This is a genomic window from Streptomyces sp. KLMMK, from assembly GCF_036961605.1.
Classification (GTDB): Bacteria; Actinomycetota; Actinomycetes; order Streptomycetales; family Streptomycetaceae; genus Streptomyces; species Streptomyces telluris.
This window is the reverse complement of sequence record NZ_JBAMDC010000085.1, coordinates 1-21,405: the sequence shown is the minus strand read 5'-3', so window position 1 is coordinate 21,405 and position 21,405 is coordinate 1. Positions and strand designations below refer to the sequence as shown.

The following is a 21,405-nucleotide window of genomic DNA, read 5'->3' as shown; positions in this document are numbered from 1 at the left end:
AGCGAGACACGTGGTGGCCTGCTGACACCTGGTCGCCTACTGATACGCGGTCACCGGACCGGTCGGCCTTCATGGTCGACCGGTCTTTTCCAGCCCCAAGAGTCGGAAAAGGGCTGGTAATGAAAACCAACTAGATGGTTTTCTTTTGCTACACTTCTCACACGCTGAATACGGGTGACATGTCCCCGTCCACTTCCCACCTCCCCGCGTCGGGGCGCCGGGGTTCGAGTTCGTCGCGGGAGTCGTCCATGAGGAAGCAAGAGCGAGCAGAACGCACCCGCCGCGCACTGATCCACTCCGCCGCCGCCGCGTTCGACGAGTACGGGTACGCGAGTTCGCGGGTCTCGGGGATCAGCGCCAGGGCCGGGGTCAGTACCGGGGCGTTCCACTTCCACTTCGAGGACAAGGAGTCGCTGGCCGCGGCCGTCGAGTCCGAGGCGCGCGAGGCCCTCCTCACCATCACGCGCTGCGCGGACAGCAGCGACGAACCGGCCCTGCAGGTGCTCGCGGACGCCTCCCACGCGATGGTGAGCCGCCTCCGCAGCGACCTCGTCGTCCGCGCCGGATTCCGTCTGAGCTGCGACGTCGTCGATGCGACCAGGTCCGACCTGCGCAGCCAGTGGCAGGACTTCGTGCGCCGGCAGCTGGTGCGGGCGGGCAGTGAAGGGGCGCTCGCCGAAGGGGTGGCGCCGCAGGATGCGGCCACGGTCATCACGGCGTCGACGACCGGGCTGGAGGTGCTCGGCCGGGGCGACCAGGAGTGGCTGTCCCGGGAGTCGGTGACGGCCTTCTGGCGGCTGCTGATGCCCCGGCTCGCCGCGTCGCACATGGTCGGCCGGCTGGACCCGGCGGGGTCGGACATGACGGCGGGGGACGGCGACGCGCACGCGGCCCCGGCGCTGCCGCAGGTGGCCGAACGGGCGGCCTCCTGACCCCGGGTGCAAGGCCGGGGCCCGCTGGAGGGGCCCTGGAGGGGCTCTGGAACCGCCCTGGAACCGCCCTGGAGGGACGGTCGAGCCCGATCGCATAGCGTGACGAACTGTCCCGTACATCCTTGACATACAAACTGGTCGGTTTGCTACGTTCGCGCTATGCGTCGGGGGTGTTCCGCGTGTGCCCTGCCGCTCATCCGCGAGGGCGCCCGCTGCGGTGCCCGTGGCTTCGAGGAGGCGCCGGTGCGAGCGTCGAAGGAAGAGATGACGGGGCCCGGTCTGGGGTCCACGTTCGCGGCCGCCCTGCACGACGGCCTGGCCCGTTACGGCTCGTTGAGGTCCTGGCGCGAGACGCCTGTTGCTTCTTCTGCTGCTCCTGCTGCTTCTGCCGTTTCCGCTGATACTCCTGCCGCGTCCGCGTCCGTGCCGGATGCGGTGTCCGTGGCCGCGATGCTCGAAGAGGCCCTGCCGCCGTCCGCGCTGGCCGCGGTCGCCGGCGTGCTGCTGGAGACCACCGCGCGGCAGATGCTGGGGGAGCCCGAAAGTGTCGGCGGCGACGAGGCGTTGCGCGCCCTGGGCATAGCCCAGGTGCTGGGCTATGCCACGGCGCGGGAGGCCCGGGTGGCCCGGGAGGGCGCGGGGGCGGGGTCCGTGCCTCCCGCGGCCGTGTCGGACGCGCTGCGAACGGTCAAGCAGTCGCTGGAGGTTGCCGTGGGCGGTGCTACGGGCGCGGCCCGGGCGTGACTTCGTAGGCGAGGTAGGTCGGCGCCCCGGGCATGTTGATCTCGGCCTTGCCGGGCAGGCTCTCCAGGGCCTGCCGGATGGCGGCCATGCGGCCGTCGGTGTCGGAGTTCTCCACGAAGTTGCGGTAGTCGGCCTCCGTGGCCCAGTGGACGAGGTTCACGACGCGGGTGCCGTCCGTGCTGAGGTGGAACTGGGCCGAGCGGTATCCGGGGTAGAAGCGCACCCAGGTCTTCTGGATCTCGGTGAACGCCTTCAGGAGGGCGTGCTGCGTCTCGGGCCCGTCGACGGTGTAGTCGATGATCGAGTAGAAGCCGGATTCCTTGGTCATGCGTTCTCTCGCTCTCTCCCCCGCGTGGCCGGTGTGAGGCTCGTGATCGCATCATCGAACCTCGACTTTGCTTGAGGTCAAGGGGGTGTGGCGGCGCACGGCAACGATCCGGCCATGCGGTGCGCGGTGTACGGGGTGCGGGGCCGGGGTGCGGTGCGCGGTGCGCGGGCCGGGCCGGGGACCTCCCGGCCTTCTCCTTGGGTAGTTTCTCGGCAGCCGGAAGGGCTGCCGGGAGAGTTGCCGGGGGGATCCCCGGGGGCTGCCGGATCGGTTCATGCGAAGGGGGAGGTGGGGCGCGATGTCGCGTCTGCCGTACGTGCCGGGGTTCGCGCGTCCGAAGGCGGAGGCCGGGTCGCCGAAGGCCGAGGGGAAGGCGCTGCGGGAACGGGTGCCGCGGGCCGCGCACGCGGAGTGGACCGCCGGGCCGGACCGGCCGGACGCGGTCGCCGCGGTGGAGGCGTCGAACGCGGGGCGGCTGCCGGAGCTCACGCCGATACGGGTCGGCCGGATGGCCGCGTCCCCCTTCGCCTTCCTGCGCGGATCCGCGGGGCTGATGGGCCACGACCTGGTGGGCTCGGCGGTGACCGGGGTCGGCGCCCAGATCTGCGGAGACGCCCACGCCGCCAACTTCGGGCTCTACGGGGACGCGCGCGGCGAAATCGTCATCGACCTCAACGACTTCGACGAGACCCTGCGCGGGCCGTGGGAGTGGGACGTGAAGCGGCTCGCCGCGTCGCTGGTGCTGGCCGGGCGGGAGGCGGGCGCGGACGAGCCGACCTGCCGGGCGGCGGCGCGGGACGCCGTCGGCTCCTACCGGCACACGATGCGGCTGCTGGCCCGGATGCCGGTCGCGGAGGCCTGGAACGCCATCGCCGACGAGCGGCTCGTCTCCCACGCGGACGCCCGCGAGCTGATCGGCACGCTGGAGCGGGTCGCGGAGAAGGCCCGGCGTAACACGAGCGCCCGCTTCGCGGCCAAGGCCACGGAGAAGACCGGCGACGGGAGGCGCTTCGTGGACGCCCCGCCCGTGCTGCGCCGGCTGCCGGACGGGGAGGCGGCGGCCGTCGCCCTCGCCCTCGGCGGCTACCTCGGCACCCTCCCGGAGGACCTGCTGCCGCTGACGGCCCGGTACGAGGTGCAGGACGTCGCCTTCCGCATCGTCGGCACCGGAAGCGTGGGGCTGCGCTCGTACGTGGTGCTGCTCCTGGACCACCGCGGCGAGCCGCTCGTCCTCCAGGTGAAGGAGGCCCGGCCCTCGGTCCTGCTGCCGTACGCGGAGAAGGCCGGCTTCGCCCTGCCGCCGGACGGGCACGAGGGGCGGCGCGTGGTGCTCGGCCAGAAGCGGATGCAGGTCGTCAGCGACGTGCTGCTGGGCTGGGCGACGGTCGAGGGCCGGCCGTACCAGGTGCGGCAGTTCCGCAACCGCAAAGGCAGCGTCGACCCGGCGGCCCTCACCCCCGACGAACTGGACGACTACGCCCGCCTCACCGGCGCCCTCCTCGCCCGCGCCCACTCCCACACCGCGGACCCCCGCCTCATAGCGGCCTACTGCGGCAAGTCCCCGGCCCTGGACGAGGCCATAGCCGATTTCGCCCACACCTACGCAAACCAAACCGAAGCGGACCACGAGACCCTGACAAAGGCCATCCGCTCGGGCCGAACAGCGGCGGAACCGGGCGTCTAACAACGGACAGCACCCCCGCCGCGACGCACCCCCACCACGGTGATCACCACCCGTGGCGGGGGCCGCAGGCAAATCTCCCGCCGCGATGGCGCCCAGCCGAGACGGCGCGTCCCGGCGGTGCCGGAGGGCCTGCTGCCGGACGGGGTGCCGACGGTTCCACCGGGACGATCACTCGCCCTGGCGCGCCCGCAGGCAGAATCTCCCGCCGCGATGGCGCCCAGCCGGGACGGCGCATCACGGCGGTGCCGGAACAACCCGCCGGCGGGCGGCACCGCCGGGCCCCACCACCGTGGTGGCGCGCCGTCGCGGCGGGATCGCGGCGGGACCGCGCCGGGTCGTCGTCGCCCGGCGACAAGGGGAGCGCCCGCGCGCGGGGCCGAGGCGCCCGGGGAACCCTCCGGGAGGGAACTACGCTGGTCGGGTGATGAATCCGGAAGCAGACACTTCCCGCCTGGAAAAGGCCGTCCGCACGGCCGAGACGGCGCTGATCGAGTTCGAGATCGCCGTGGAGACGTTCCGGGTGGAGGTGGAGAACTTCTCCCGCCTGCACCACCAGCGCCTCGGCCCGGTCTACGCCCGGCTCGACGAGCTGGAGGCGCAGATCGCCGAGGCCGTGGCCGCCCGCAGCGGCGACGCCGAGGACCTGCGCCGGGCCCGCGAGGCCCGGGCGCTGGTGCAGCCGCTGCCCGGCGTGGAGCAGCTCTTCGACGGCTGGCTGGACTCGGAGGGCCTCTCCCCGGAGGCGCAGGCGATGCTCACGGAGAAGCCGGTCCGCCCGCCGCGCCGGGTGCGCCCGAGCGACGAGGCCCGCAAGGCCTTCCGGGAGCTGGTCCGCGAGGCGCACCCGGACCTGGCGCGGGACGAGGCCGAGCGGCTGCGCCGCGAGGCGTTCATCGTGCGGGTCAACGCCGCGTACGCGGACGGCGACGAGGCCCTGCTGCGGGAGCTGGCGACGGAGTGGGCCGCGGGCCCGCCGCCGGAGCCGCGCCCGCTGGACGTGGCGGAGGAGCTCTACGCCCGCCTGGAGTGGCTGGCGCGGCGCAAGGAGATGCTGTCGGAGCTGGCGGCCGAGCTGGAGGGTTCGGCGATCGGCTCGATGCTGCGGATGGCGCCGGAGGACCCGGACGGTCTGCTGGAGGAGATCGCCGAGGGCCTGCGCGCCCAGGTCGCGGAGCGCGAGGCGCATCTGCGGGAGCTGGTCGGGTAGCGTCGTGGGCATGAGCTTTGGTTCCGGTATTCCCGCGGTCGGCGTCGACGCCCTTTCTTCCGAAGACTTCCTGCTGGACGTGCGCGAGGCCGACGAGTGGGCGGCCGGCCACGCGGAGGGCGCGCTGCACATTCCGATGAGCGACTTCGTGGCCCGCTTCGGCGAGCTGACGGAGAAGGCGCCCGACGGTGCCCGGATCAACGTCATCTGCCGTTCCGGCGGCCGGTCCGCGCAGGTCACCGCCTATCTGCTGCAGCAGGGCCTGGACGCGGTGAACGTCGACGGCGGCATGCAGATCTGGGAGGCCGCGGGCCGCCCGGTCGTGGACGGCAACGGCGCCCCCGGCACCGTGATCTAGCAGTCCCGGTCCCGGCAGCCCCGTCCGGCCGTGCCGGTCTAGTCGCCGTCAGGCGCGTGGGCGGCCAGCAGGTCGCCCAGCGCCTCCTCGTGGGCCGCGGCGGGGCCGAGGGACAGCTCCAGCTGTTTGGCCCAGGCGTGGTAGCGGTGCAGGGCGTAGTCGGTGTCGGCGCCGAAGCCGCCGTGCAGGTGCTGCGCGGTCTGCACCGCGCGGCGGACCCCTTCCGAGGCCCACACCTTGGCGACGGAGAGGTCGGCGGCGGCCGGGAGCGGCCCGCCCGCCCCGGACTCCAGCCGCCAGGCGGCCTGCCAGAGCGTGGCCTCCATCGCCCGCAGGTCGATGTAGCGGTCCGCGGCCTGGACGGCCACCGCCTGGAACGTGGCCAGCGGGTGGCCGAACTGCTCCCGCTTCCCCGTGTACGCACTGGTCATGCGGCATACCGCCGTTCCCACGCCGAGCGCGAGCGCGCACGTTCCGACGGTGAGCAGCTCGCGCAGCCGCTCCCAGGCCCCTTCGGCGGCGACGACCTGTGTGGCGTCGAGGCGTACGGAGTCGAGCCGCACCTCGGCGAACCGCTCGCCGTTGGTGGACACCTGCCCGGCCAGGCCCACCCCCGGGTGATCACGGGGGACGAGCCCGAGCACGGAGCGCCCGTCCGCGATCTGCGCCGGGATCACCAGCACATCGGCGGACGGCGCCCACGGCACGGCCGTCTGGACGCCGTCGAGCACCCAGCCCTCCCCGGCCACCGGCCGCGCGCCGACCGCGAGTTCGGCGGCATCGTGCCCCGTGCGCCCGCTGGAGGCGACCGTGGCGACCAGCTCGCCCCGCCCGAGCGCGGGCAGGACCGCGGCTCCGGCCGGGCCGCCGTGCGTGCTGAGCGCGAGCGCCGTCGCCCCGGACTCCAGCAGCGGCACCCGGGCGAGCACCTGCCCCGCCTCGCGCAGGACCAGGCACAGGGCGATCGGCCCGAGCCCCGAGCCGCCGTGCTCGCCGGCGACGGTCAGGCTCAGCAGACCGGCGCCGGCCAGCCTGTGCCACAGTGCGCGGTCGAAGTCCTCCGCGACCGGGCCCCGGGAGAGGACCGGGCTGGGCACGCCGTCGGGGGAGACCCCGGAGAGGACGGCCTGCGCCGCTTCCCGGGCCGCCTGCTGTTCCTCGGTGAAGGTGAAGTCCACTGCCGCCGTCCTCCCGTGCCCGGTATCCGTCCAGCAAATCTGACGGTCCGTCAATCTAAGGCGGGTGGCGGCAAATGGGAACGCTCAGCGGTCGAAGTCGAGCTCCACCTCTTCCGTCAGCGGATGCGACTGGCACGCCAGGACATGGCCGCTCTCGATCTCCTCCGGCTCCAGTGCGAAGTTCCGGTCCATCCGTACCTCGCCTCTGACCAGGAACGCCCGGCACGTCCCGCACACCCCGCCCTTGCAGGCGTAGGGCGCGTCAGGCCGGTTGCGCAGGACCGCCTCCAGCAGCGTCTCCCCTTCCCGCACCGGCCAGCTGCCGCCGCGCCCGTCGAGCTGCGCGGTCACCGTGCTGCGCGCGGGCGAGCCGGCGGGAGCGGCCTGTCCGGGCTCCCCGGCGGCCCCGGACTCCACGTGGAAGATCTCCTGGTGGATGCGGTCCCGCCCCACCCCGAGGCCGCGCAGCGCCCGCTCCGCACCCCGCACCAGGCCGAAGGGCCCGCACAGGAACCAGCCGCCGATCTCCTCCACCGGCAACAGGGCGGGCAGCAGCCGGGCCAGCCGCTCCTCGTCCAGCCGCCCGGACGGCAGCCCGGCCTGCTGCTCCTCGCGGGAGAGCGCGTGCACCAGCTGGAAGCGGTCGGGGAAGCGGTCCTTGAGGTCGGCTACCTCCTCCAGGAACATCGTTGAGGAGGTGGTCCGGTCGCTGCGTATGAGGCAGAACCGGGCCTCGGGCACCCTCGCCAGCAGGGTCGAGGCGATGGACAGCACGGGGGTGATCCCGCTGCCGCCCACGATCGCGGCGAAGTGCCCTGCGCGCGGCTCCAGCACGAACCGCCCGGCCGGTGCCATCACCTCCACGGTGTCCCCGGCGGCCAGCTCCTTGAAGGCGTACGTCGAGAACTCGCCGCCGTCGACCAGCCGCACGCCCACCCTCAGCTCCGCGGGACCCGGCGCCCCGGGGGCGGGCGCGGGGGCGCACAGCGAATACGTACGGCGTATCTCGCCGCCGTCGCGGGTGGGGCGGCGGACGGCGATGTGCTGGCCGGGGGCGTAGCGGTAGGTCTCCCGCAGCTCGGGGGGCACGGCGAAGGCGACGGCCACCGAGTCGTCGGTGAGGGGGTCGACGGAGACCACTCGCAGGGGGTGGAAGGCGCCGTGCCGGGCCGCTGCCATCTACAGCTCCTTGAAGTGGTCGAACGGCTCCCGGCACGCCTCGCAGCGGCGCAGGGCCTTGCAGGCGGTGGACGAGAAGCGGCTGAGCAGCGTGGTCTCGGTGGAGCCGCAGTGCGGGCACCGGATGCCCAGGCCCACCATGACGGGCCCGCCGGCGCCGGGGCCCGTGGGCCGGGGCGGCGCTATGCCGAACTCGGCGAGCTTGCGGCGCCCTTCGGCCGTGATGTCGTCCGTGGACCAGGCGGGGGAGAGCACGGTGCGGACGGACACCTCGGCCTGGCCGTGCTCGTGCAGCACGCGCTCGATGTCCGCGGACATGGCCTCGATCGCGGGGCAGCCGGTGTAGGTGGGGGTGAGCTCGACCTCGACCCGGCCGGGGCCGGTGACATGCAGGTCGCGCAGCACGCCCAGCTCGGCCAGGGTGAGCACGGGCAGCTCGGGGTCGGGGACGGCTCCGGCCAGGGCGCGCAGCCGCTCCTCCAGGGCGGTGGGTGCGGTCACCATGACGCCCCCGGGTGGCTGCGGTGCAGATGCTGCATCTCCGCGAGCATCCGCCCGAACGGCTCGGTGTGGATGCCCTGCCGGCCCGCGCCGGCCGTCCACGCACCGCTCTGCGGGCCGGAGGGCAGGGTGAGCGTGGCGCGCTCGACGACGCCGGTCACCGCGGACAGCCAGGCCTCGCGCAGGACGCTCCAGTCGACCGGCAGCCCCTCGACGGGCTCGAAGAGCTCGCCCGTAAACCTCCAGAGGGCGTCCAGTCCGCTCTGCATGCGGGCGTGGCTCTCCTCCGTGCCGTCGCCGAGCCGCAGCGTCCAGTGCTCGGCGTGGTCGCGGTGGTAGGCGACCTCCTTGACGGCCTTGCCGGCCAGGGGCGCGACCGGCCCTCCGGCGGCGGCCAGCTGCTCGTACAGCAGGTGCTGGTAGACGGAGAAGTACAGCTGGCGGGCGATGGTGCGGGCGAAGTCGCCGTTGGACTGCTCGACGAGCTGGGCGTTGCGGAAGGCGCGCTCCTCCCGCAGATAGGCCAGCTCGTCCTCGTCGCCGACGAGGGAGAGCAGGGTGCGGGCCTGGCCGAGCAGGTCGAGGGCGATGTTGGCGAGGGCGACCTCCTCCTCGAGCACCGGGGCGTGCCCGGCCCACTCCCCCAGCCGGTGGGAGAGCACCAAGGCGTCGTCCCCGAGGGCCAGCGCGGCCGCGGCCAGGGGGGCTTCCACAGTGGTCACGGGCTCGCCGTTCACAGGTGCCGCACCCCTTCCGGGATCTCGTAGAAGGTCGGGTGGCGGTAGGGCTTGTCGGCCGAGGGCTCGAAGAAGGGATCCTTCTCGTCGGGGGAGGAGGCGGTGACCGCGGCGGAGGGCACCACCCAGATCGAGACCCCCTCGGAGCGCCGGGTGTAGAGGTCGCGGGCGTTGCGCAGGGCCATCTCCGCGTCCGGGGCGTGGAGGCTGCCCGCGTGGGTGTGGGCGAGGCCGCGCCTGCTGCGCACGAAGACCTCCCACAGCGGCCAGTCAGCGTTCGTCATGCCGTCGCCTTTCCGTGCTTGGCCGCGTACGCGGCGGCTGCCTCGCGCACCCATGCGCCCTCTTCATGGGCCCGCCGGCGCTGGTTGATCCGCTGGTCGTTGCAGGGGCCGTTGCCGCGGAGCACCTCCTGGAACTCCGTCCAGTCGATGGCACCGAAGTCGTGGTGCCCGCGCTCCTCGTTCCACCGGAGGCCGGGGTCGGGGAGCGTCAGGCCGAGGGACTCGGCCTGGGGGACGCAGATGTCCACGAACCGCTGGCGCAGCTCGTCGTTGGAGTGCCGCTTGATCTTCCAGGCCATGGACTGGGCCGAATGGGAGGACTCGGCGTCGGGCGGGCCGAACATCATCAGCGAGGGCCACCACCAGCGGTCCACGGCGTCCTGCGCCATGGCGTGCTGGGCCTCGGTGCCACGGCTCAGGGCGAGCAGCAGCTCATAGCCCTGGCGCTGGTGGAAGGACTCCTCCTTGCAGATGCGGACCATGGCGCGGGCGTAGGGCCCGTAGGAGCATCGGCACAGCGGGACCTGGTTGGTGATGGCGGCGCCGTCGACGAGCCAGCCGATGGCGCCCACATCGGCCCACGTCAGGGTGGGGTAGTTGAAGATCGAGGAGTACTTCTGGCGGCCCGAGTGGAGCTTGTCGAGCAGCTCGTCGCGGCCGGTGCCCAGGGTTTCGGCGGCGCTGTAGAGGTAGAGGCCGTGGCCGGCCTCGTCCTGCACCTTGGCCATGAGGATCGCCTTGCGGCGCAGCGAGGGCGCGCGGGTGATCCAGTTGGCCTCGGGCTGCATGCCGATGATCTCGGAGTGGGCGTGCTGCGCTATCTGGCGGACGAGGGTGGCGCGGTAGGCGTCGGGCATCCAGTCCCGCGGCTCGATGCGCTCGTCGGCCTCCACCGCGGCGTCGAAGGCCGCCTCGTAGGCCGCGGTGTCCCGGGCTCCTGTGTCCGGCGCCATCGTCGTCATGGCATGCCCCCTGCCTCTCCGCCCGCATGATGCGACCGGCCCGACCGACCGATCGTTCGGTTCAATGGTGGTGCGGCCGCCCAGGGGTGTCAAGCCTGTGGATAACCCCCGGCCGCTGTGCCCCGCCGGACGACCTGGGTACCGTTCGGGTGCACAGCACAGGCGGGACGCAGGAACGGGGCGGGGCATGGAGTCGGATGACGGGCACGAGCGGGCCGGCGCCCTCGCGGGGCTGTCCCTGCCCGCGCGCCTCGTCGTCGCGGCGGGCGCAGCGGTGATCGCGGTGACGGCGGGGGTGCACCTGGCGATGGTGTTCCTGCACGTGGCGCCGTCGAACACGGTCACCAAGCAGAACGCCGCGGCGATAGACGACTACATCTACCCGGAGTACGAGCAGAACTGGAAGTTCTTCGCTCCCAACCCGCTCCAGCAGAACGTGGCCGTGCAGGCCCGCGCCGAGCTCGCCGGCCCCGACGGGCGGACCACGGTGACCGCCTGGACCGACCTGACCGCGAAGGACGGCGCCGCCATCCGGCACAACCTCCTCCCCAGCCACACGCAGCAGAACGAGCTGCGCCGCGCCTGGGACTTCTACACCAACTCCCACGACGTCAAGGAAGCGCCCAACGGGCTGCGCGGCGAGCTCTCCGAGCAGTACATACGACGCATCGTCGTCGGCCGCCTCGGCCCTGAGCAGGACGGGCGCAGCATCCACCGCGTCCAGGTGCGCGCCGTGACCACCCTGGTCGCGCCGCCGGTCTGGAGCGACGAGAAGGGCGGGGCCAAGCCCGCCTACCGGGTGCTGAGCTGGTGGCCGGTCACCGCCGCCGACCGTACGGAGGCGAAGAACCGATGAGCACGACCCTGCCGCTCGGCGCCCGGCTCTCGCGCGCCGCCGACCGCGTCACGAGCAGCCCCCTCGGCGCCTACCAGACGGCCGTGATCCGCATCGGCCTCTCCTTCACGTGGCTGGTCTTCCTGCTGCGCGAATGGCCGAACCGGCACGAGATGTACGGGCCCGACGGGCCGTGGAGCTGGGACATGGCCCGTCGGCTGACCGCCGACAACCACGCCTTCACCGCCCTGCTGTGGTCCGACGGCGGCCTGTGGTTCGAGGCCGTCTACGCCTTCGCCGTGGTGACCGCCGCCCTGCTGACCCTGGGCTGGCGCACCCGCACCATGACCGTGCTCTCCATGGTCGGCGTGCTGTCGCTGCAGAACCGCAGCGTCTTCCTCGGCGACGGCGGCGACAACGTCATCCACCTGATGGCCCTCTACCTGATCCTCATGCGCTGCGGGCGGGTCTGGTCGCTGGACGCCCGCCGCGCCGCGAAGCAGGCCGGCGCGCCCGCCCGCCCGGACGTGACGGGCATCGTGCTGTGGGCCGCCTGCGGGTTCGCCCTGGCCGCCGCGCAGATCCTCGGCGAAACCCGGATGTCCTGGACCGACCACGGCCCGCTCCCCGGCGTCGGCTGGGCCACCGCGCTGTGGGGCCTGTGGCTCGTCCAGGCGCTGTGGTGGCTCGCGGGGCGCTACGCCCCCGAACCCCGCGCCGTCCTGGACGTCCTGGCCAATCTGCTGCACAACGCGGGCCTGCTGGTGATCATGGCAGAGGTCTGCCTGATCTACGCCACGGCCGGCTGGTACAAGATCCAGGGCTCGCGCTGGCAGGACGGCACCGCGCTCTACTACCCGCTGCACCTCGACTACTTCTCGCCCTGGCCCGAGCTCTCCCACGCGCTCGCCGCCAGCGGGCTGCTCGTGCTGCTGCTCAGCTACGGCACCGTGGCCGTGCAGGTCGCCTTCCCCTTCACCCTGCTCAACCGGCGGGTGAAGAACGTCCTGCTGGCCGTGATGATGATGGAGCACCTCGGCATCGCCCTGCTGCTCGGGCTGCCGTTCTTCTCCCTCGCGATGATCGTGGCCGACGCGGTCTTCCTCCCCACCTCCTTCCTGCGCCGCCTGGGCCCCCTCGCCGGCCGGGCCCGCGACCGGCTGCTGCCGGCCCGTAAGCAGCCCGTCCCGGCGCAGCGCGAGGGGGACGAAGCGGCCGACCGGACTCTCGTAGGCTGAGGGCATGACCGAGGACGAAGCCGCTGCCGCCGTGCGGCAGTGGGGCGAGCACGCCCCCGACGCCGTACTGCTCGACGGCTTCCACGCCCTTAAGCACGCCCTGCGCTTCGGCGCGGACGTCCGGCTCGCGGTCACCAGCGACAAGGCGGCGGCACTGCAGCTCGCCGCCGCGCTGGCCGACGACCTCACGGGTGTCCTCGCCGAGCGGCTGGTGGAGATCCCGGCGCAGGCCCTGCGCGAGCTGGTGCCCAGGATCCACCCCACCGGCGTGGCCGCGCTCGCCGTGCGTCCGGCCCGCAGGGCGAACCTCGACGCGCTCTCACGGGCGCCCCGGAAGGCCCCCGTCGTCGTCCTGGACAACCCGCGCAACCTCGGCAACGTGGGCGCCGTGATCCGGCTCGCGGCCGGTTTCGGCGCCACGGGCGTCGTCACCACCGGGGACATGGACCCCTGGCACCCCAACGCCGTACGCGCCGGGGCGGGCCTGCACTACGCCACCGCCGTCGAACGGCTGCCCCTGCCCGAGCTCCCGCCCGGGCCGCTGTACGCCCTGGACCCGGAGGGGGACGACATCCGCTCCCTCACCCTGCCCGACGACGCGCTGATCGCCTTCGGCTCCGAGCGCCACGGCATCTCGCCCGAGCTGCGCGAGAGGGCGACCCGGCTGGTCGCCCTCCCCATGCGGCCGCAGGTCTCCAGCTACAACCTCGCCACGAGCGTCGCCATGGCGCTGTTCCACTGGGGAGGCCCGGGCCCGGCCCTGGGCTAGGCCGGGCGGCGCACCTCGACCGTGCGGAAGCGGCTGGCGACGAACGCGCCGTCGCACAGGGCCGCATTGGCGGCGGGGTTGCCGCCGGAGCCGTGGAAGTCGGAGAAGGCCGCCGTCTGGTTCACGAACACTCCGCCCGTCAGGTTGAGCGAGAGCTGGGCGCACTCCTCCAGGCAGGCCTCCTCCACCAGCCGCTCGACCTCGGGCGACGTGGTGTACGCGCCGACGGTCATCGCGCCCTTCTCCCGCACCGTGCGGCGCAGCAGCTCCACGGCGTCCGCCGCGGAGTCGACGGCCACGGCGAAGGAGACCGGGCCGAAGCACTCCGAGAAGTAGGCCGCTTCGGCGTCGGGCTTGGCGCCGTCCAGCTTCACGATCACCGGGGTGCGCACGGTGGCGCCGGGGAAGTCGGGGTTGGTCACCGTGCGGGAGGCGAGGGCGACCTCGCCGAGCTGGGCGGCGGCGTCGATCCGCTCCTTGACCTGGTCGTTGACGATGGCGCCCAGCAGGCCGTTCGCCCGGGCGTCGTCGCCCAGCAGGCCCTCGACCGCGGCGGCCAGATCGGACACCACCTCGTCGTAGGACTTGTGCCCGGCGTCGGTGGCGATGCCCTCGCGGGGGATCAGGAAGTTCTGCGGGGTGGTGCACATCTGGCCGCTGTAGAGGGACAGCGAGAAGGCCAGGTTGCCGAGGAGGCCCTTGTAGTCGTCGGTGGAGTCGAGCACGACCGTGTTGACGCCGGCCTTCTCCGTATAGACCTGTGCCTGGCGGGCGTTGGCCTCCAGCCAGTCGCCGAAGGCGGTGGAGCCGGTGTAGTCGATGATGCGGATCTCCGGGCGCACGGCCAGGGTCTTGGCGATGCCCTCGCCGTCCCGCTCGGCGGCCAGTGCCACCAGGTCGGGCGAGAAGCCCGCCTCGCGCAGCACCTCGCGCGCGATGCGCACGGTCAGGGCCAGAGGCAGCACCGCGCGCGGGTGCGGCTTGACCAGGACGGCGTTGCCCGTGGCGAGCGAGGCGAAGAGGCCGGGGAACCCGTTCCACGTGGGGAAGGTGTTGCAGCCGATGAGCAGGGAGATACCGCGCGGGACGGCCGTGAACTCCTTGCGCAGCTCCAGCGGATCGCGCTTGCCCTGCGGCTTGGACCACTGGGCCGAGCCCGGCGTGCGAACCTGCTCCGCATAGGCGTAGGCGACGGCCTCCAGGCCCCGGTCCTGGGCGTGCGGGCCGCCGGCCTGGAAGGCCATCATGAAGGCCTGGCCGCTGGTGTGCATCACGGCATGGGCGAACTCGTGCGAGCGGGCGTTGATCCGCGCGAGGATCTCCAGGCAGACCACGGCCCGCACCTCCGGCCCCGCCTCGCGCCACTGCGGCATCGCCGCGCGCAGCGCCGGCAGCAGCTCCTCGACGGCCGGGTGCGGATACTCGATGCCGAGCTCGATCCCGAACGGCGAGACCTCGGCGCCCGCCCAGCCGTCCGTACCCGGCTGGTCCAGCTCGAAGCGCGCGCCGCGCAGCGCCTCGAAGGCGGCCTGGCCCTCGGCGGCGCTCAGGCTGCCCGGCACGGCGCCCTCCGCGCCGTACGCCTTCGGGTGCTCGGGGAAGGGGGACCAGTAGGCGCGCGTGCGGACGGCATCCAGCGCCTGATCCAGGGTGGGGCGGTGCTTCTCGGCCAACTGAGCGGTGGTGAGTCCGGCGGTCACGGCTGACCAACTCCTTGTCGAGCGGGGCTCCGATACGGGGGACCAGACGCACCCCCGGTGGATACAGTAACCGAACGATCGGTCGGGACAAGGGGGCCCGGCAATCCTGTGGAAAAACACTTCGGGGAGGATCACTGCCATGACCGCAATCGACCCGGCCGGCACCGTCGCCGTCGTCGGCGCCGGCACCATGGGCCAGGGCATCGCCCAGGTCGCCCTGACCGCGGGCCACCCCGTGCGGCTGTACGACGCCGCACCCGGCCGTGCGGAGGAGGCGGCGCGCACGATCGCCGCCCGGCTCGGCCGTCTGGTGGACAAGGGCAGGCTCGACCCGGCCGTCCGGGACGCTGCCCTCGCCCGTCTGCAGCCCGCCGCACGGCTCGCCGAACTCGCCGACTCCGCGCTCGTCATCGAGGCGATTGTCGAGCAACTTCCCGTCAAGCAGAAGCTGTTCGCCGAGCTGGAATCGGTCGTTCCCGACGCGTGCCTGCTGGCCACCAACACCTCGTCCCTGTCGGTGACCGCCGTCGCCGGCGGCCTGAAGCTCCCCGGCCGCTTCGTCGGCCTGCACTTCTTCAACCCCGCACCGCTGCTGCCGCTGGTGGAGGTCGTCCGGGGCTTCGCCACGGACGCGGCCGCCGCCGAGCGGGCGGCGGAGACGGTCGCCGCGTGGGGCAAGACCCCGGTGACCTGCGCCGACGCCCCCGGCTTCATCGTCAACCGCGTCGCCCGGCCCTTCTACGCCGAAGCCTTCCGGCTGTACGAGGAGCGCGCCGCCGACCCCGCCACCCTCGACGCCGTCCTGCGCGAGTGCGGCGGGTTCGCGATGGGGCCCTTCGAGCTCACCGACCTCATCGGCCAGGACGTGAACGAAGCCGTCACCCGTTCGGTCTACGAGTCGTTCTTCCACGACCCGAAGTTCCGCCCGTCCCTGGCCCAGCGCCGGCTGGTGGAAGCGGGACTCCTGGGACGCAAGAGCGGCCGCGGGTGGTTCGACCACTCCGCCGACGCGCAGCGGCCCCTGCCGCACACCGCGGAGCCGCAGGACCCCCCGGCGGCGGTCCGCGTCACGGGCGGTCTGGGGCCCGCCGCCGCCCTGGTGGAGATGATCCGGGAGGCGGGCATCGAGGTCACCGTGGAGGGGGACGGACAGGCCTCCGGGGGCCACATCAGGCTGCCCGGCGGCGCGTGCCTGGCCCTGACCGACGGCTCTGCCGCCCTGGAGGGCCCTCCAGGGGAGCGCGGCATCTTCTTCGACCTGTCGCTCGACTACCGCGCCGCCACCCGCATCGCCCTGGCCCCGTCCGCGGAGGCCGCACCCGAGGACGTCCGCGAGGCCACGGGCCTCATGCAGGCGCTCGGCAAGGCGGTCAGCGTGATCGACGACGTCCCCGGGATGATCGTCGGCAGGACCGTCGCGATGATCGTGGACTTCGCCGCCGACGCCGCCGCCCGCGAGGTGGCGACCCCTGAGGACATCGACCGGGCCATGCGGCTGGGCGTGAACTATCCGGGCGGCCCCCTGGAGTGGGCCGGCCGCCTCGGCGCGGTCTGGCTGTGGAACTTCCTGTACAACCTGCACGACGAGGGAGCGGGCGAGCGCTACGCGCCGTCGCGGGCCCTGAGGCGCCGTGCGGACCGAGAGGCACGGGTGCTGTAATCGTGACCATGGCCAAGCGCGACACCTACACGCCCGAATCGCTGCTCGCGGTCGCCGTCGAGGTGTTCAACGAGCGGGGCTACGACGGCACGTCCATGGAGCACCTCTCCAAGGCGGCCGGGATCTCCAAGTCCTCCATCTACCACCACGTGAAGGGCAAGGAAGAGCTGCTCCGGCTCGCGATAAGCCGTGCCCTGGACGGGCTCTTCGCCGTGCTGGACGAGCCGGGGGCGACCGGGGGACGCGCAGTCGACCGCCTGCAGTACGTCACCCGGCGCACCGTCGAGGTGCTCATGGCCGAGCTGCCCTACGTGACGCTGCTGCTGCGCGTGCGCGGCAACACCGACACCGAGCGCTGGGCGATGGAGCGCCGCCGCGAGTTCGACCACCGCGTCGCCGACCTGCTCAAGCAGGCGGCGGCCGACGGCGACCTGCGGGCGGACGTGGACGCACGGCTGGCCACCCGGCTGCTCTTCGGGATGATCAACTCCGTGGTGGAGTGGTACCGCCCCGGCCACGGCGGGGCGGCGACCAGCGAAGAAGTGGCCGATGCGGTGGTGCTGACGGCGTTCGCGGGACTGCGCACCCCCGGGCGGGACTAGCCCTTCTCCTCCAGGTCCGTCTCCTCGAAGATCAGCAGCGTGCGGGTGCTGAGCACCTCGTCCATCGACTGGATGCGGGTCAGCACCAGCTCGCGCAGGGCGCGGTTGTCCTTGGTGTGCACCAGCAGGAGCACGTCGAAGTCCCCGCTGACCAGGGCGATGTGCGCGGCCCCCGGCAGCTCCAGGAGCTTGTCGCGGACCGTGCGCCAGGAGTTCTGCACGATCTTCAGCGTGATGTACGCCGACGCGCTCTGCCCCGCCCGCTCCTGGTCGACCCGCGCGCTGAACCCCCGGATCACACCGTCGTCGATGAGCCGGTTGATCCGGGCGTAGGCGTTGGCGCGCGAGACGTGCACACGCTCCGCGACGGAGCGTATCGACGCGCGACCGTCGGCCTGGAGCATGCGCAGGATGGCGCGGTCTATCTCGTCCAGCGGCCGCGCCGGTGCCCTGCTCCCGGTGAAGGCCATCTGTTCCTCCGGCATGGCGTCCCGCCTCCCCCTCTTGGACGTCCTGGCCATATCTCAGGCTGTGGAGAACCGTTTGTCCACAGGCTCGGGCCGCCTGTAGCCAAAATGTGCCGACGACCGAACAATCGGTAGGGAGGGCGTCGGCGCGATTTCGCCGTACGTCCGGTCAAGCCCGTCCCCACAAAGGAGGTGCTCGTCATGACGGTTCTGGAGCAGCCCGGTTCGTACCGGCCCACCCCGCCCCCCGCCTGGCGGCCCCGCACCGACCCCGCCCCCCTGCTTCCCGACGCGGAGCCGTATCGCGTGCTGGGCACGGCGGCGGCGGACGGGCTCGACGCCGGGCTGCTGCTCCGGCTCTACGGCCACCTCGTCCGCGGCCGCAGATACAACGCCCAGGCCACCGCGCTCACCCGCCAGGGCCGGCTCGCCGTCTACCCCTCCTCCACCGGGCAGGAGGCGTGCGAGGTCGCCGCCGCGCTCGCCCTGCAGGAACAGGACTGGCTCTTCCCGAGCTACCGCGACACCCTCGCCGCCGTCGCCCGCGGCCTCGACCCCGTCCAGGCGCTCACGCTCCTGCGCGGCGACTGGCACACCGGATACGACCCCCACGAGCACAGGATCGCACCGCTGTGCACCCCGCTGGCCACCCAGCTGCCGCACGCGGTGGGCCTCGCCCACGCCGCCCGCCTCAAGGGCGACGACGTGGTCGCGCTCGCCATGGTCGGCGACGGCGGCACCAGCGAGGGCGATTTCCACGAGGCGCTGAACTTCGCCGCCGTCTGGCAGGCCCCCGTCGTCTTCCTCGTGCAGAACAACGGCTTCGCGATCTCCGTGCCGCTCGCCAAGCAGACCGCGGCCCCCTCGCTCGCCCACAAGGCCGTCGGCTACGGCATGCCCGGCCGGCTCGTGGACGGCAACGACGCCGCCGCCGTCCACGAGGTCCTCACCGACGCCGTGCGGCGGGCCCGCGAAGGCGGCGGCCCCACCCTCGTGGAAGCCGTCACCTATCGCATGGACGCCCACACCAACGCCGACGACGCCACCCGCTACCGCAGCGACGCCGAAGTCGAGACCTGGCGCGGCCACGACCCCGTCGCCCTGCTGGAGCAGGAGCTGACCGCACGCAAGCTCCTGGACGAGGCCGGCATGGCCGCCGAGCGGGAAGCGGCCGAGCGCATGGCCGCCGACCTGCGCGAGCGCATGAACCAGGACCCCGTGCTGGATCCCATGGACCTCTTCACCCACGTCTACGCCGAGCAGACCGCCCAACTGCGGGAGCAGGCCGGGCTGCTGCGCGCCGAGCTCGACGCCGCGGCGGAAGCCGCCCCGGACTCCCCGGAAGGGAAGCAGCGATGACCACCGCGGCAGTCAGGGCCGGAGCCCGGCCCTCCTCCATGGCCCAGGCCCTCAACCGGGCCCTGCGCGACGCCATGGCCGAGGACCCGGCCGTCCACGTCCTCGGAGAGGACGTCGGAGCGCTCGGCGGCGTCTTCCGCGTCACCGACGGCCTGGTGAAGGAGTTCGGCGAGGACCGCTGCACCGACACCCCGCTCGCCGAGGCCGGCATCCTCGGTACGGCCGTCGGCATGGCCATGTACGGGCTGCGGCCCGTGGTCGAGATGCAGTTCGACGCCTTCGCCTACCCCTCGTTCGAGCAGCTCATCAGCCACGTCGCCCGGATGCGCAACCGCACCCGCGGCGCCGTGCCCATGCCGCTCACCGTCCGCGTGCCCTACGGCGGCGGCATCGGCGGCGTCGAGCACCACAGCGACTCCTCCGAGGCGTACTACATGGCCACCCCCGGCCTCCACGTCGTCACCCCCGCCACCGTCGCCGACGCCTACGGGCTGCTGCGCGCGGCGATCGCCTCCGACGACCCCGTCGTCTTCCTGGAGCCCAAGCGGCTCTACTGGTCCAAGGCCGAGTGGGACCCCGAGACGCCCGAGGCCGTGCCCGCCATAGGGCGCGCCGCCGTCCGCCGCCGCGGCACCTCCGCCACGCTCATCACCTACGGGCCGTCCCTGCCGGTCTGCATGGAGGCGGCCGAGGCGGCCGTCGCCGAAGGCTGGGACCTCGAAGTCGTCGACCTGCGCTCCCTCGTGCCCTTCGACGAGGAGACGGTCTGCGCCTCCGTCCGGCGCACCGGACGCGCCGTGGTCGTCCACGAGTCGACCGGATTCGGCGGCCCCGGCGGGGAGATCGCGGCCCGGATCACCGAGCGCTGCTTCCACCACCTGGAGGCGCCGGTGCTGCGCGTCGCCGGCTTCGACATCCCGTACCCGCCGCCGATGCTGGAGCGGCACCACCTGCCCGGGGTCGACCGGGTGCTGGACGCGGTCGCACGGCTGCAGTGGGAGGCGGAGAGCTGATGCCCGAGGTCAAGGAATTCCGGCTGCCCGATCTCGGCGAGGGGCTCACCGAGGCGGAGATCGTGCGCTGGCTGGTCGAGGTCGGCGAGGTCGTGGCCGTCGACCAGCCGGTCGTGGAGGTCGAGACCGCCAAGGCGATGGTCGAAGTCCCCTGCCCGTACGGGGGCGTGGTCACGGCCCGCTTCGGCGAGGAGGGCACGGAGCTTCCCGTGGGGGCGCCACTGCTGACGGTCGCCGTCGGGGCGCCCGCGGATGCGGGCGCCGCGCCCGCGTCCGCCGAGGCGGAGTCCTCCGGCAACGTCCTCGTGGGTTACGGCACGGGGGCGCCTGCGGCGCGGCGGCGCCGGGTCCGGCCGCGGGACGGTTTCGCGGCGTCCGGGGGCACGTCCGGTCCTGCGGACGTCTCTGCGGACGTCTCTGCGGACGGGGCTCCGGCGGTGCCGGGTGGCCCGGAGGCGGTCGGGCACCGCCGGTCGGGTTCGTCAAGGCTGAGCGCCGTTGCGGCGGGAGGGGCCACCGGGGCCGCCGGGGATCCTGCGGGCCGGGAGGCTTCCCGGGCCGCGTCCGCGGACGGGCGTGCGGCGGACGGGGTGGCCGGGGTTGCCCTCGGCTCTTCCACCGGCCCCGTCCCCGTCGTGTCCCCCCTCGTCCGGAAGCTGGCCCGTGAACACGGGCTCGATCTGCGGGCCTTGAGCGGATCCGGGCGGGACGGGCTGATTCTGCGCGCCGATGTGGAGCGCGCCGTGCGCGCCGCCGAGGCCGTGGCCGCCCCCGAGCCCACCGCGGCGGCCGCCCCCGGTGAGGCGGGCGTCGAGCGCATCCCCCTGCGCGGGGTGCGCGGTGCCGTCGCCGAGAAGCTCGGCCGGAGCCGGCGGGAGATCCCCGACGCCACCTGCTGGGTGGACGCCGATGCCACCGAGCTGCTCGCCGCCCGCCGGGCCATGAACGCCGCGGGCGGGCCGAAGGTCTCCCTCCTGGCTCTGCTCGCCCGCATCTGCACGGCAGCCCTGGCCCGGTATCCCGGCCTCAACGCCACCGTCGACACCGAGGCCCGGGAGATCGTCCGCCTGCCCGGCGTCCACCTCGGCTTCGCCGCCCAGACCGAGCGCGGCCTGGTCGTCCCCGTCGTCCGGGACGCCCACCTGCGCAACGCCGCCGGCCTCTCCGAGGAGATCGCCCGCCTCACCGAGGCCGCGCGGTCCGGCACGCTGACCCCGGCCGAGCTCACCGGCGGCACGTTCACGCTGAACAACTACGGCGTGTTCGGCGTCGACGGCTCCACGCCGATCATCAACCACCCCGAGGCGGCCATGCTCGGCGTCGGCCGGATAGCCCCCAAGCCCTGGGTCCACCAGGGAGAGTTGGCGGTACGGCACGTGGTGCAGCTGTCGTTCACCTTCGACCACCGGGTCTGCGACGGCGGCACGGCGGGAGGCTTCCTGAGGTACGTGGCCGACTGCGTCGAGCAGCCCGCTGTGTTGTTGCGCTCTCTCTGAGCTTTCGCCCCGTCCCGAACGGCCATACTCGTCGGGTGACTGGTTACGACGCGGTAGTGCTCGCCGGTGGCGCGGCCCGCAGACTGGGCGGCGCCGACAAACCCACCCTGCGCGTGGGCGGGCGGACGCTGCTGGACCGGGTGCTGGAGGCGTGCGCGGACGCCGAGGAGAC

Annotated in this window: 23 protein-coding genes; 14 read left to right on the top strand and 9 right to left on the bottom strand. The window is 73.3% G+C overall.

Annotated elements, in window-relative coordinates:
• The first annotated feature begins 248 nt into the window (after positions 1 to 248).
• Together V7793_RS15635 and V7793_RS15630 are read left to right on the top strand one after the other, a co-directional pair.
• Positions 249 to 932: a ScbR family autoregulator-binding transcription factor gene (locus tag V7793_RS15635; protein ID WP_336006848.1), complete on the top strand. Its 684-nt coding sequence runs from the start codon at positions 249 to 251 to the stop codon at positions 930 to 932.
• A 243-nt stretch (positions 933 to 1,175) separates the two neighbouring features.
• Entirely contained in the window at positions 1,176 to 1,676 is a 501-nt protein-coding gene (locus V7793_RS15630) for a hypothetical protein (RefSeq protein WP_336006847.1), read from the top strand.
• Here the strand turns inward: V7793_RS15630 and V7793_RS15625 are convergent.
• Positions 1,654 to 2,004 carry an antibiotic biosynthesis monooxygenase gene (locus V7793_RS15625; RefSeq protein WP_336006846.1) on the bottom strand — a complete coding sequence of 117 codons (351 nt, stop codon included), beginning with the start codon at positions 2,002 to 2,004 and terminating at the stop codon, positions 1,654 to 1,656. The genes V7793_RS15630 and V7793_RS15625 overlap by 23 nt on opposite strands.
• A 274-nt stretch (positions 2,005 to 2,278) precedes the next feature.
• On the opposite strand from V7793_RS15625, the gene V7793_RS15620 reads away from it, so the two are divergent.
• The 3 genes from V7793_RS15620 (at position 2,279) to V7793_RS15610 (ending at position 5,253) form a co-directional block, all read left to right on the top strand.
• Entirely contained in the window at positions 2,279 to 3,688 is a 1,410-nt protein-coding gene (locus V7793_RS15620; RefSeq protein ID WP_336006845.1) for a DUF2252 domain-containing protein, read from the top strand.
• A gap of 424 nt (positions 3,689 to 4,112) precedes the next feature.
• Entirely contained in the window at positions 4,113 to 4,895 is a 783-nt protein-coding gene (locus tag V7793_RS15615; RefSeq protein ID WP_336006844.1) for a hypothetical protein, read from the top strand.
• Between the two features lie 10 nt (positions 4,896 to 4,905).
• Positions 4,906 to 5,253 (top strand): rhodanese-like domain-containing protein, encoded by a 348-nt coding sequence (locus tag V7793_RS15610; protein WP_336006843.1) that lies wholly within the window; start codon positions 4,906 to 4,908, stop codon positions 5,251 to 5,253.
• Positions 5,254 to 5,291: 38 nt separating this feature from the next.
• Here the strand turns inward: V7793_RS15610 and V7793_RS15605 are convergent, their stop codons facing one another.
• The 6 genes from V7793_RS15605 to paaA form a co-directional block, all read right to left on the bottom strand.
• The gene (locus V7793_RS15605) at positions 5,292 to 6,431 is read right to left on the bottom strand and encodes an acyl-CoA dehydrogenase family protein (protein WP_336006842.1); all 1,140 of its coding nucleotides are present in this window, start codon (positions 6,429 to 6,431) and stop codon (positions 5,292 to 5,294) included.
• Positions 6,432 to 6,515: 84 nt separating this feature from the next.
• Positions 6,516 to 7,610, bottom strand: a complete 1,095-nt coding sequence (locus tag V7793_RS15600; RefSeq protein ID WP_336006841.1) for a 2Fe-2S iron-sulfur cluster-binding protein — start codon at positions 7,608 to 7,610, stop codon at positions 6,516 to 6,518.
• Positions 7,611 to 8,114: a 1,2-phenylacetyl-CoA epoxidase subunit PaaD gene (paaD, locus tag V7793_RS15595; protein ID WP_168095386.1), complete on the bottom strand. Its 504-nt coding sequence runs from the start codon at positions 8,112 to 8,114 to the stop codon at positions 7,611 to 7,613.
• Positions 8,108 to 8,833: a 1,2-phenylacetyl-CoA epoxidase subunit PaaC gene (gene paaC, locus V7793_RS15590; RefSeq protein ID WP_336006840.1), complete on the bottom strand. Its 726-nt coding sequence runs from the start codon at positions 8,831 to 8,833 to the stop codon at positions 8,108 to 8,110. The genes paaD and paaC overlap by 7 nt, the downstream gene beginning before the upstream one ends.
• Positions 8,834 to 8,844: 11 nt before the next feature.
• A complete protein-coding gene (gene paaB, locus V7793_RS15585; protein ID WP_168095384.1) occupies positions 8,845 to 9,132 on the bottom strand; it encodes a 1,2-phenylacetyl-CoA epoxidase subunit PaaB in 288 nt (95 codons plus the stop codon).
• Positions 9,129 to 10,094 carry a 1,2-phenylacetyl-CoA epoxidase subunit PaaA gene (gene paaA, locus V7793_RS15580; RefSeq protein WP_336006839.1) on the bottom strand — a complete coding sequence of 322 codons (966 nt, stop codon included), beginning with the start codon at positions 10,092 to 10,094 and terminating at the stop codon, positions 9,129 to 9,131. The genes paaB and paaA overlap by 4 nt, the downstream gene beginning before the upstream one ends.
• 187 nt (positions 10,095 to 10,281) lie before the next feature.
• On the opposite strand from paaA, the gene V7793_RS15575 reads away from it, so the two are divergent.
• Genes V7793_RS15575 through V7793_RS15565 form a run of 3 tightly spaced genes read left to right on the top strand, consistent with a single transcriptional unit; the run spans position 10,282 to position 12,936 of the window.
• Complete coding sequence (locus tag V7793_RS15575; protein ID WP_336006838.1) at positions 10,282 to 10,950, top strand: DUF5819 family protein; 669 nt, start codon at positions 10,282 to 10,284, stop codon at positions 10,948 to 10,950.
• A complete protein-coding gene (locus V7793_RS15570) occupies positions 10,947 to 12,167 on the top strand; it encodes an HTTM domain-containing protein (protein WP_336006837.1) in 1,221 nt (406 codons plus the stop codon). Before V7793_RS15575 ends, V7793_RS15570 begins: the two co-directional genes overlap by 4 nt.
• Positions 12,168 to 12,171: 4 nt before the next feature.
• Positions 12,172 to 12,936, top strand: a complete 765-nt coding sequence (locus V7793_RS15565; RefSeq protein WP_336006836.1) for a TrmH family RNA methyltransferase — start codon at positions 12,172 to 12,174, stop codon at positions 12,934 to 12,936.
• Here the strand turns inward: V7793_RS15565 and paaN are convergent.
• Positions 12,933 to 14,636 (bottom strand): phenylacetic acid degradation protein PaaN, encoded by a 1,704-nt coding sequence (paaN, locus tag V7793_RS15560; protein WP_336006835.1) that lies wholly within the window; start codon positions 14,634 to 14,636, stop codon positions 12,933 to 12,935. The genes V7793_RS15565 and paaN overlap by 4 nt on opposite strands.
• A 106-nt stretch (positions 14,637 to 14,742) precedes the next feature.
• Between paaN and V7793_RS15555 the strand changes: the two genes are divergently transcribed.
• Positions 14,743 to 16,296 carry a 3-hydroxyacyl-CoA dehydrogenase gene (locus V7793_RS15555; protein WP_336006850.1) on the top strand — a complete coding sequence of 518 codons (1,554 nt, stop codon included), beginning with the start codon at positions 14,743 to 14,745 and terminating at the stop codon, positions 16,294 to 16,296.
• Between the two features lie 2 nt (positions 16,297 to 16,298).
• Positions 16,299 to 16,898, top strand: coding sequence for a TetR/AcrR family transcriptional regulator (locus tag V7793_RS15550; protein ID WP_058047400.1), 600 nt, complete (start codon positions 16,299 to 16,301; stop codon positions 16,896 to 16,898).
• Here V7793_RS15550 and V7793_RS15545 read toward each other — a convergent pair.
• Positions 16,895 to 17,383: an Lrp/AsnC family transcriptional regulator gene (locus V7793_RS15545; protein ID WP_336006834.1), complete on the bottom strand. Its 489-nt coding sequence runs from the start codon at positions 17,381 to 17,383 to the stop codon at positions 16,895 to 16,897. The genes V7793_RS15550 and V7793_RS15545 overlap by 4 nt on opposite strands.
• A gap of 183 nt (positions 17,384 to 17,566) precedes the next feature.
• Between V7793_RS15545 and pdhA the strand changes: the two genes are divergently transcribed.
• The 4 genes from pdhA to V7793_RS15525 all read left to right on the top strand — a co-directional run.
• Positions 17,567 to 18,724, top strand: coding sequence for a pyruvate dehydrogenase (acetyl-transferring) E1 component subunit alpha (gene pdhA, locus V7793_RS15540; RefSeq protein ID WP_336006833.1), 1,158 nt, complete (start codon positions 17,567 to 17,569; stop codon positions 18,722 to 18,724).
• Positions 18,721 to 19,737: an alpha-ketoacid dehydrogenase subunit beta gene (locus V7793_RS15535; protein ID WP_336006832.1), complete on the top strand. Its 1,017-nt coding sequence runs from the start codon at positions 18,721 to 18,723 to the stop codon at positions 19,735 to 19,737. Before pdhA ends, V7793_RS15535 begins: the two co-directional genes overlap by 4 nt.
• On the top strand, positions 19,737 to 21,233 hold the full coding sequence (locus tag V7793_RS15530) for a dihydrolipoamide acetyltransferase family protein (protein ID WP_336006831.1): 1,497 nt from the start codon (positions 19,737 to 19,739) through the stop codon (positions 21,231 to 21,233). Before V7793_RS15535 ends, V7793_RS15530 begins: the two co-directional genes overlap by 1 nt.
• Positions 21,234 to 21,268: 35 nt before the next feature.
• Positions 21,269 to 21,405 (top strand): NTP transferase domain-containing protein (locus tag V7793_RS15525; protein WP_336006849.1); only part of this gene is annotated, 137 nt, incomplete at its 3' end.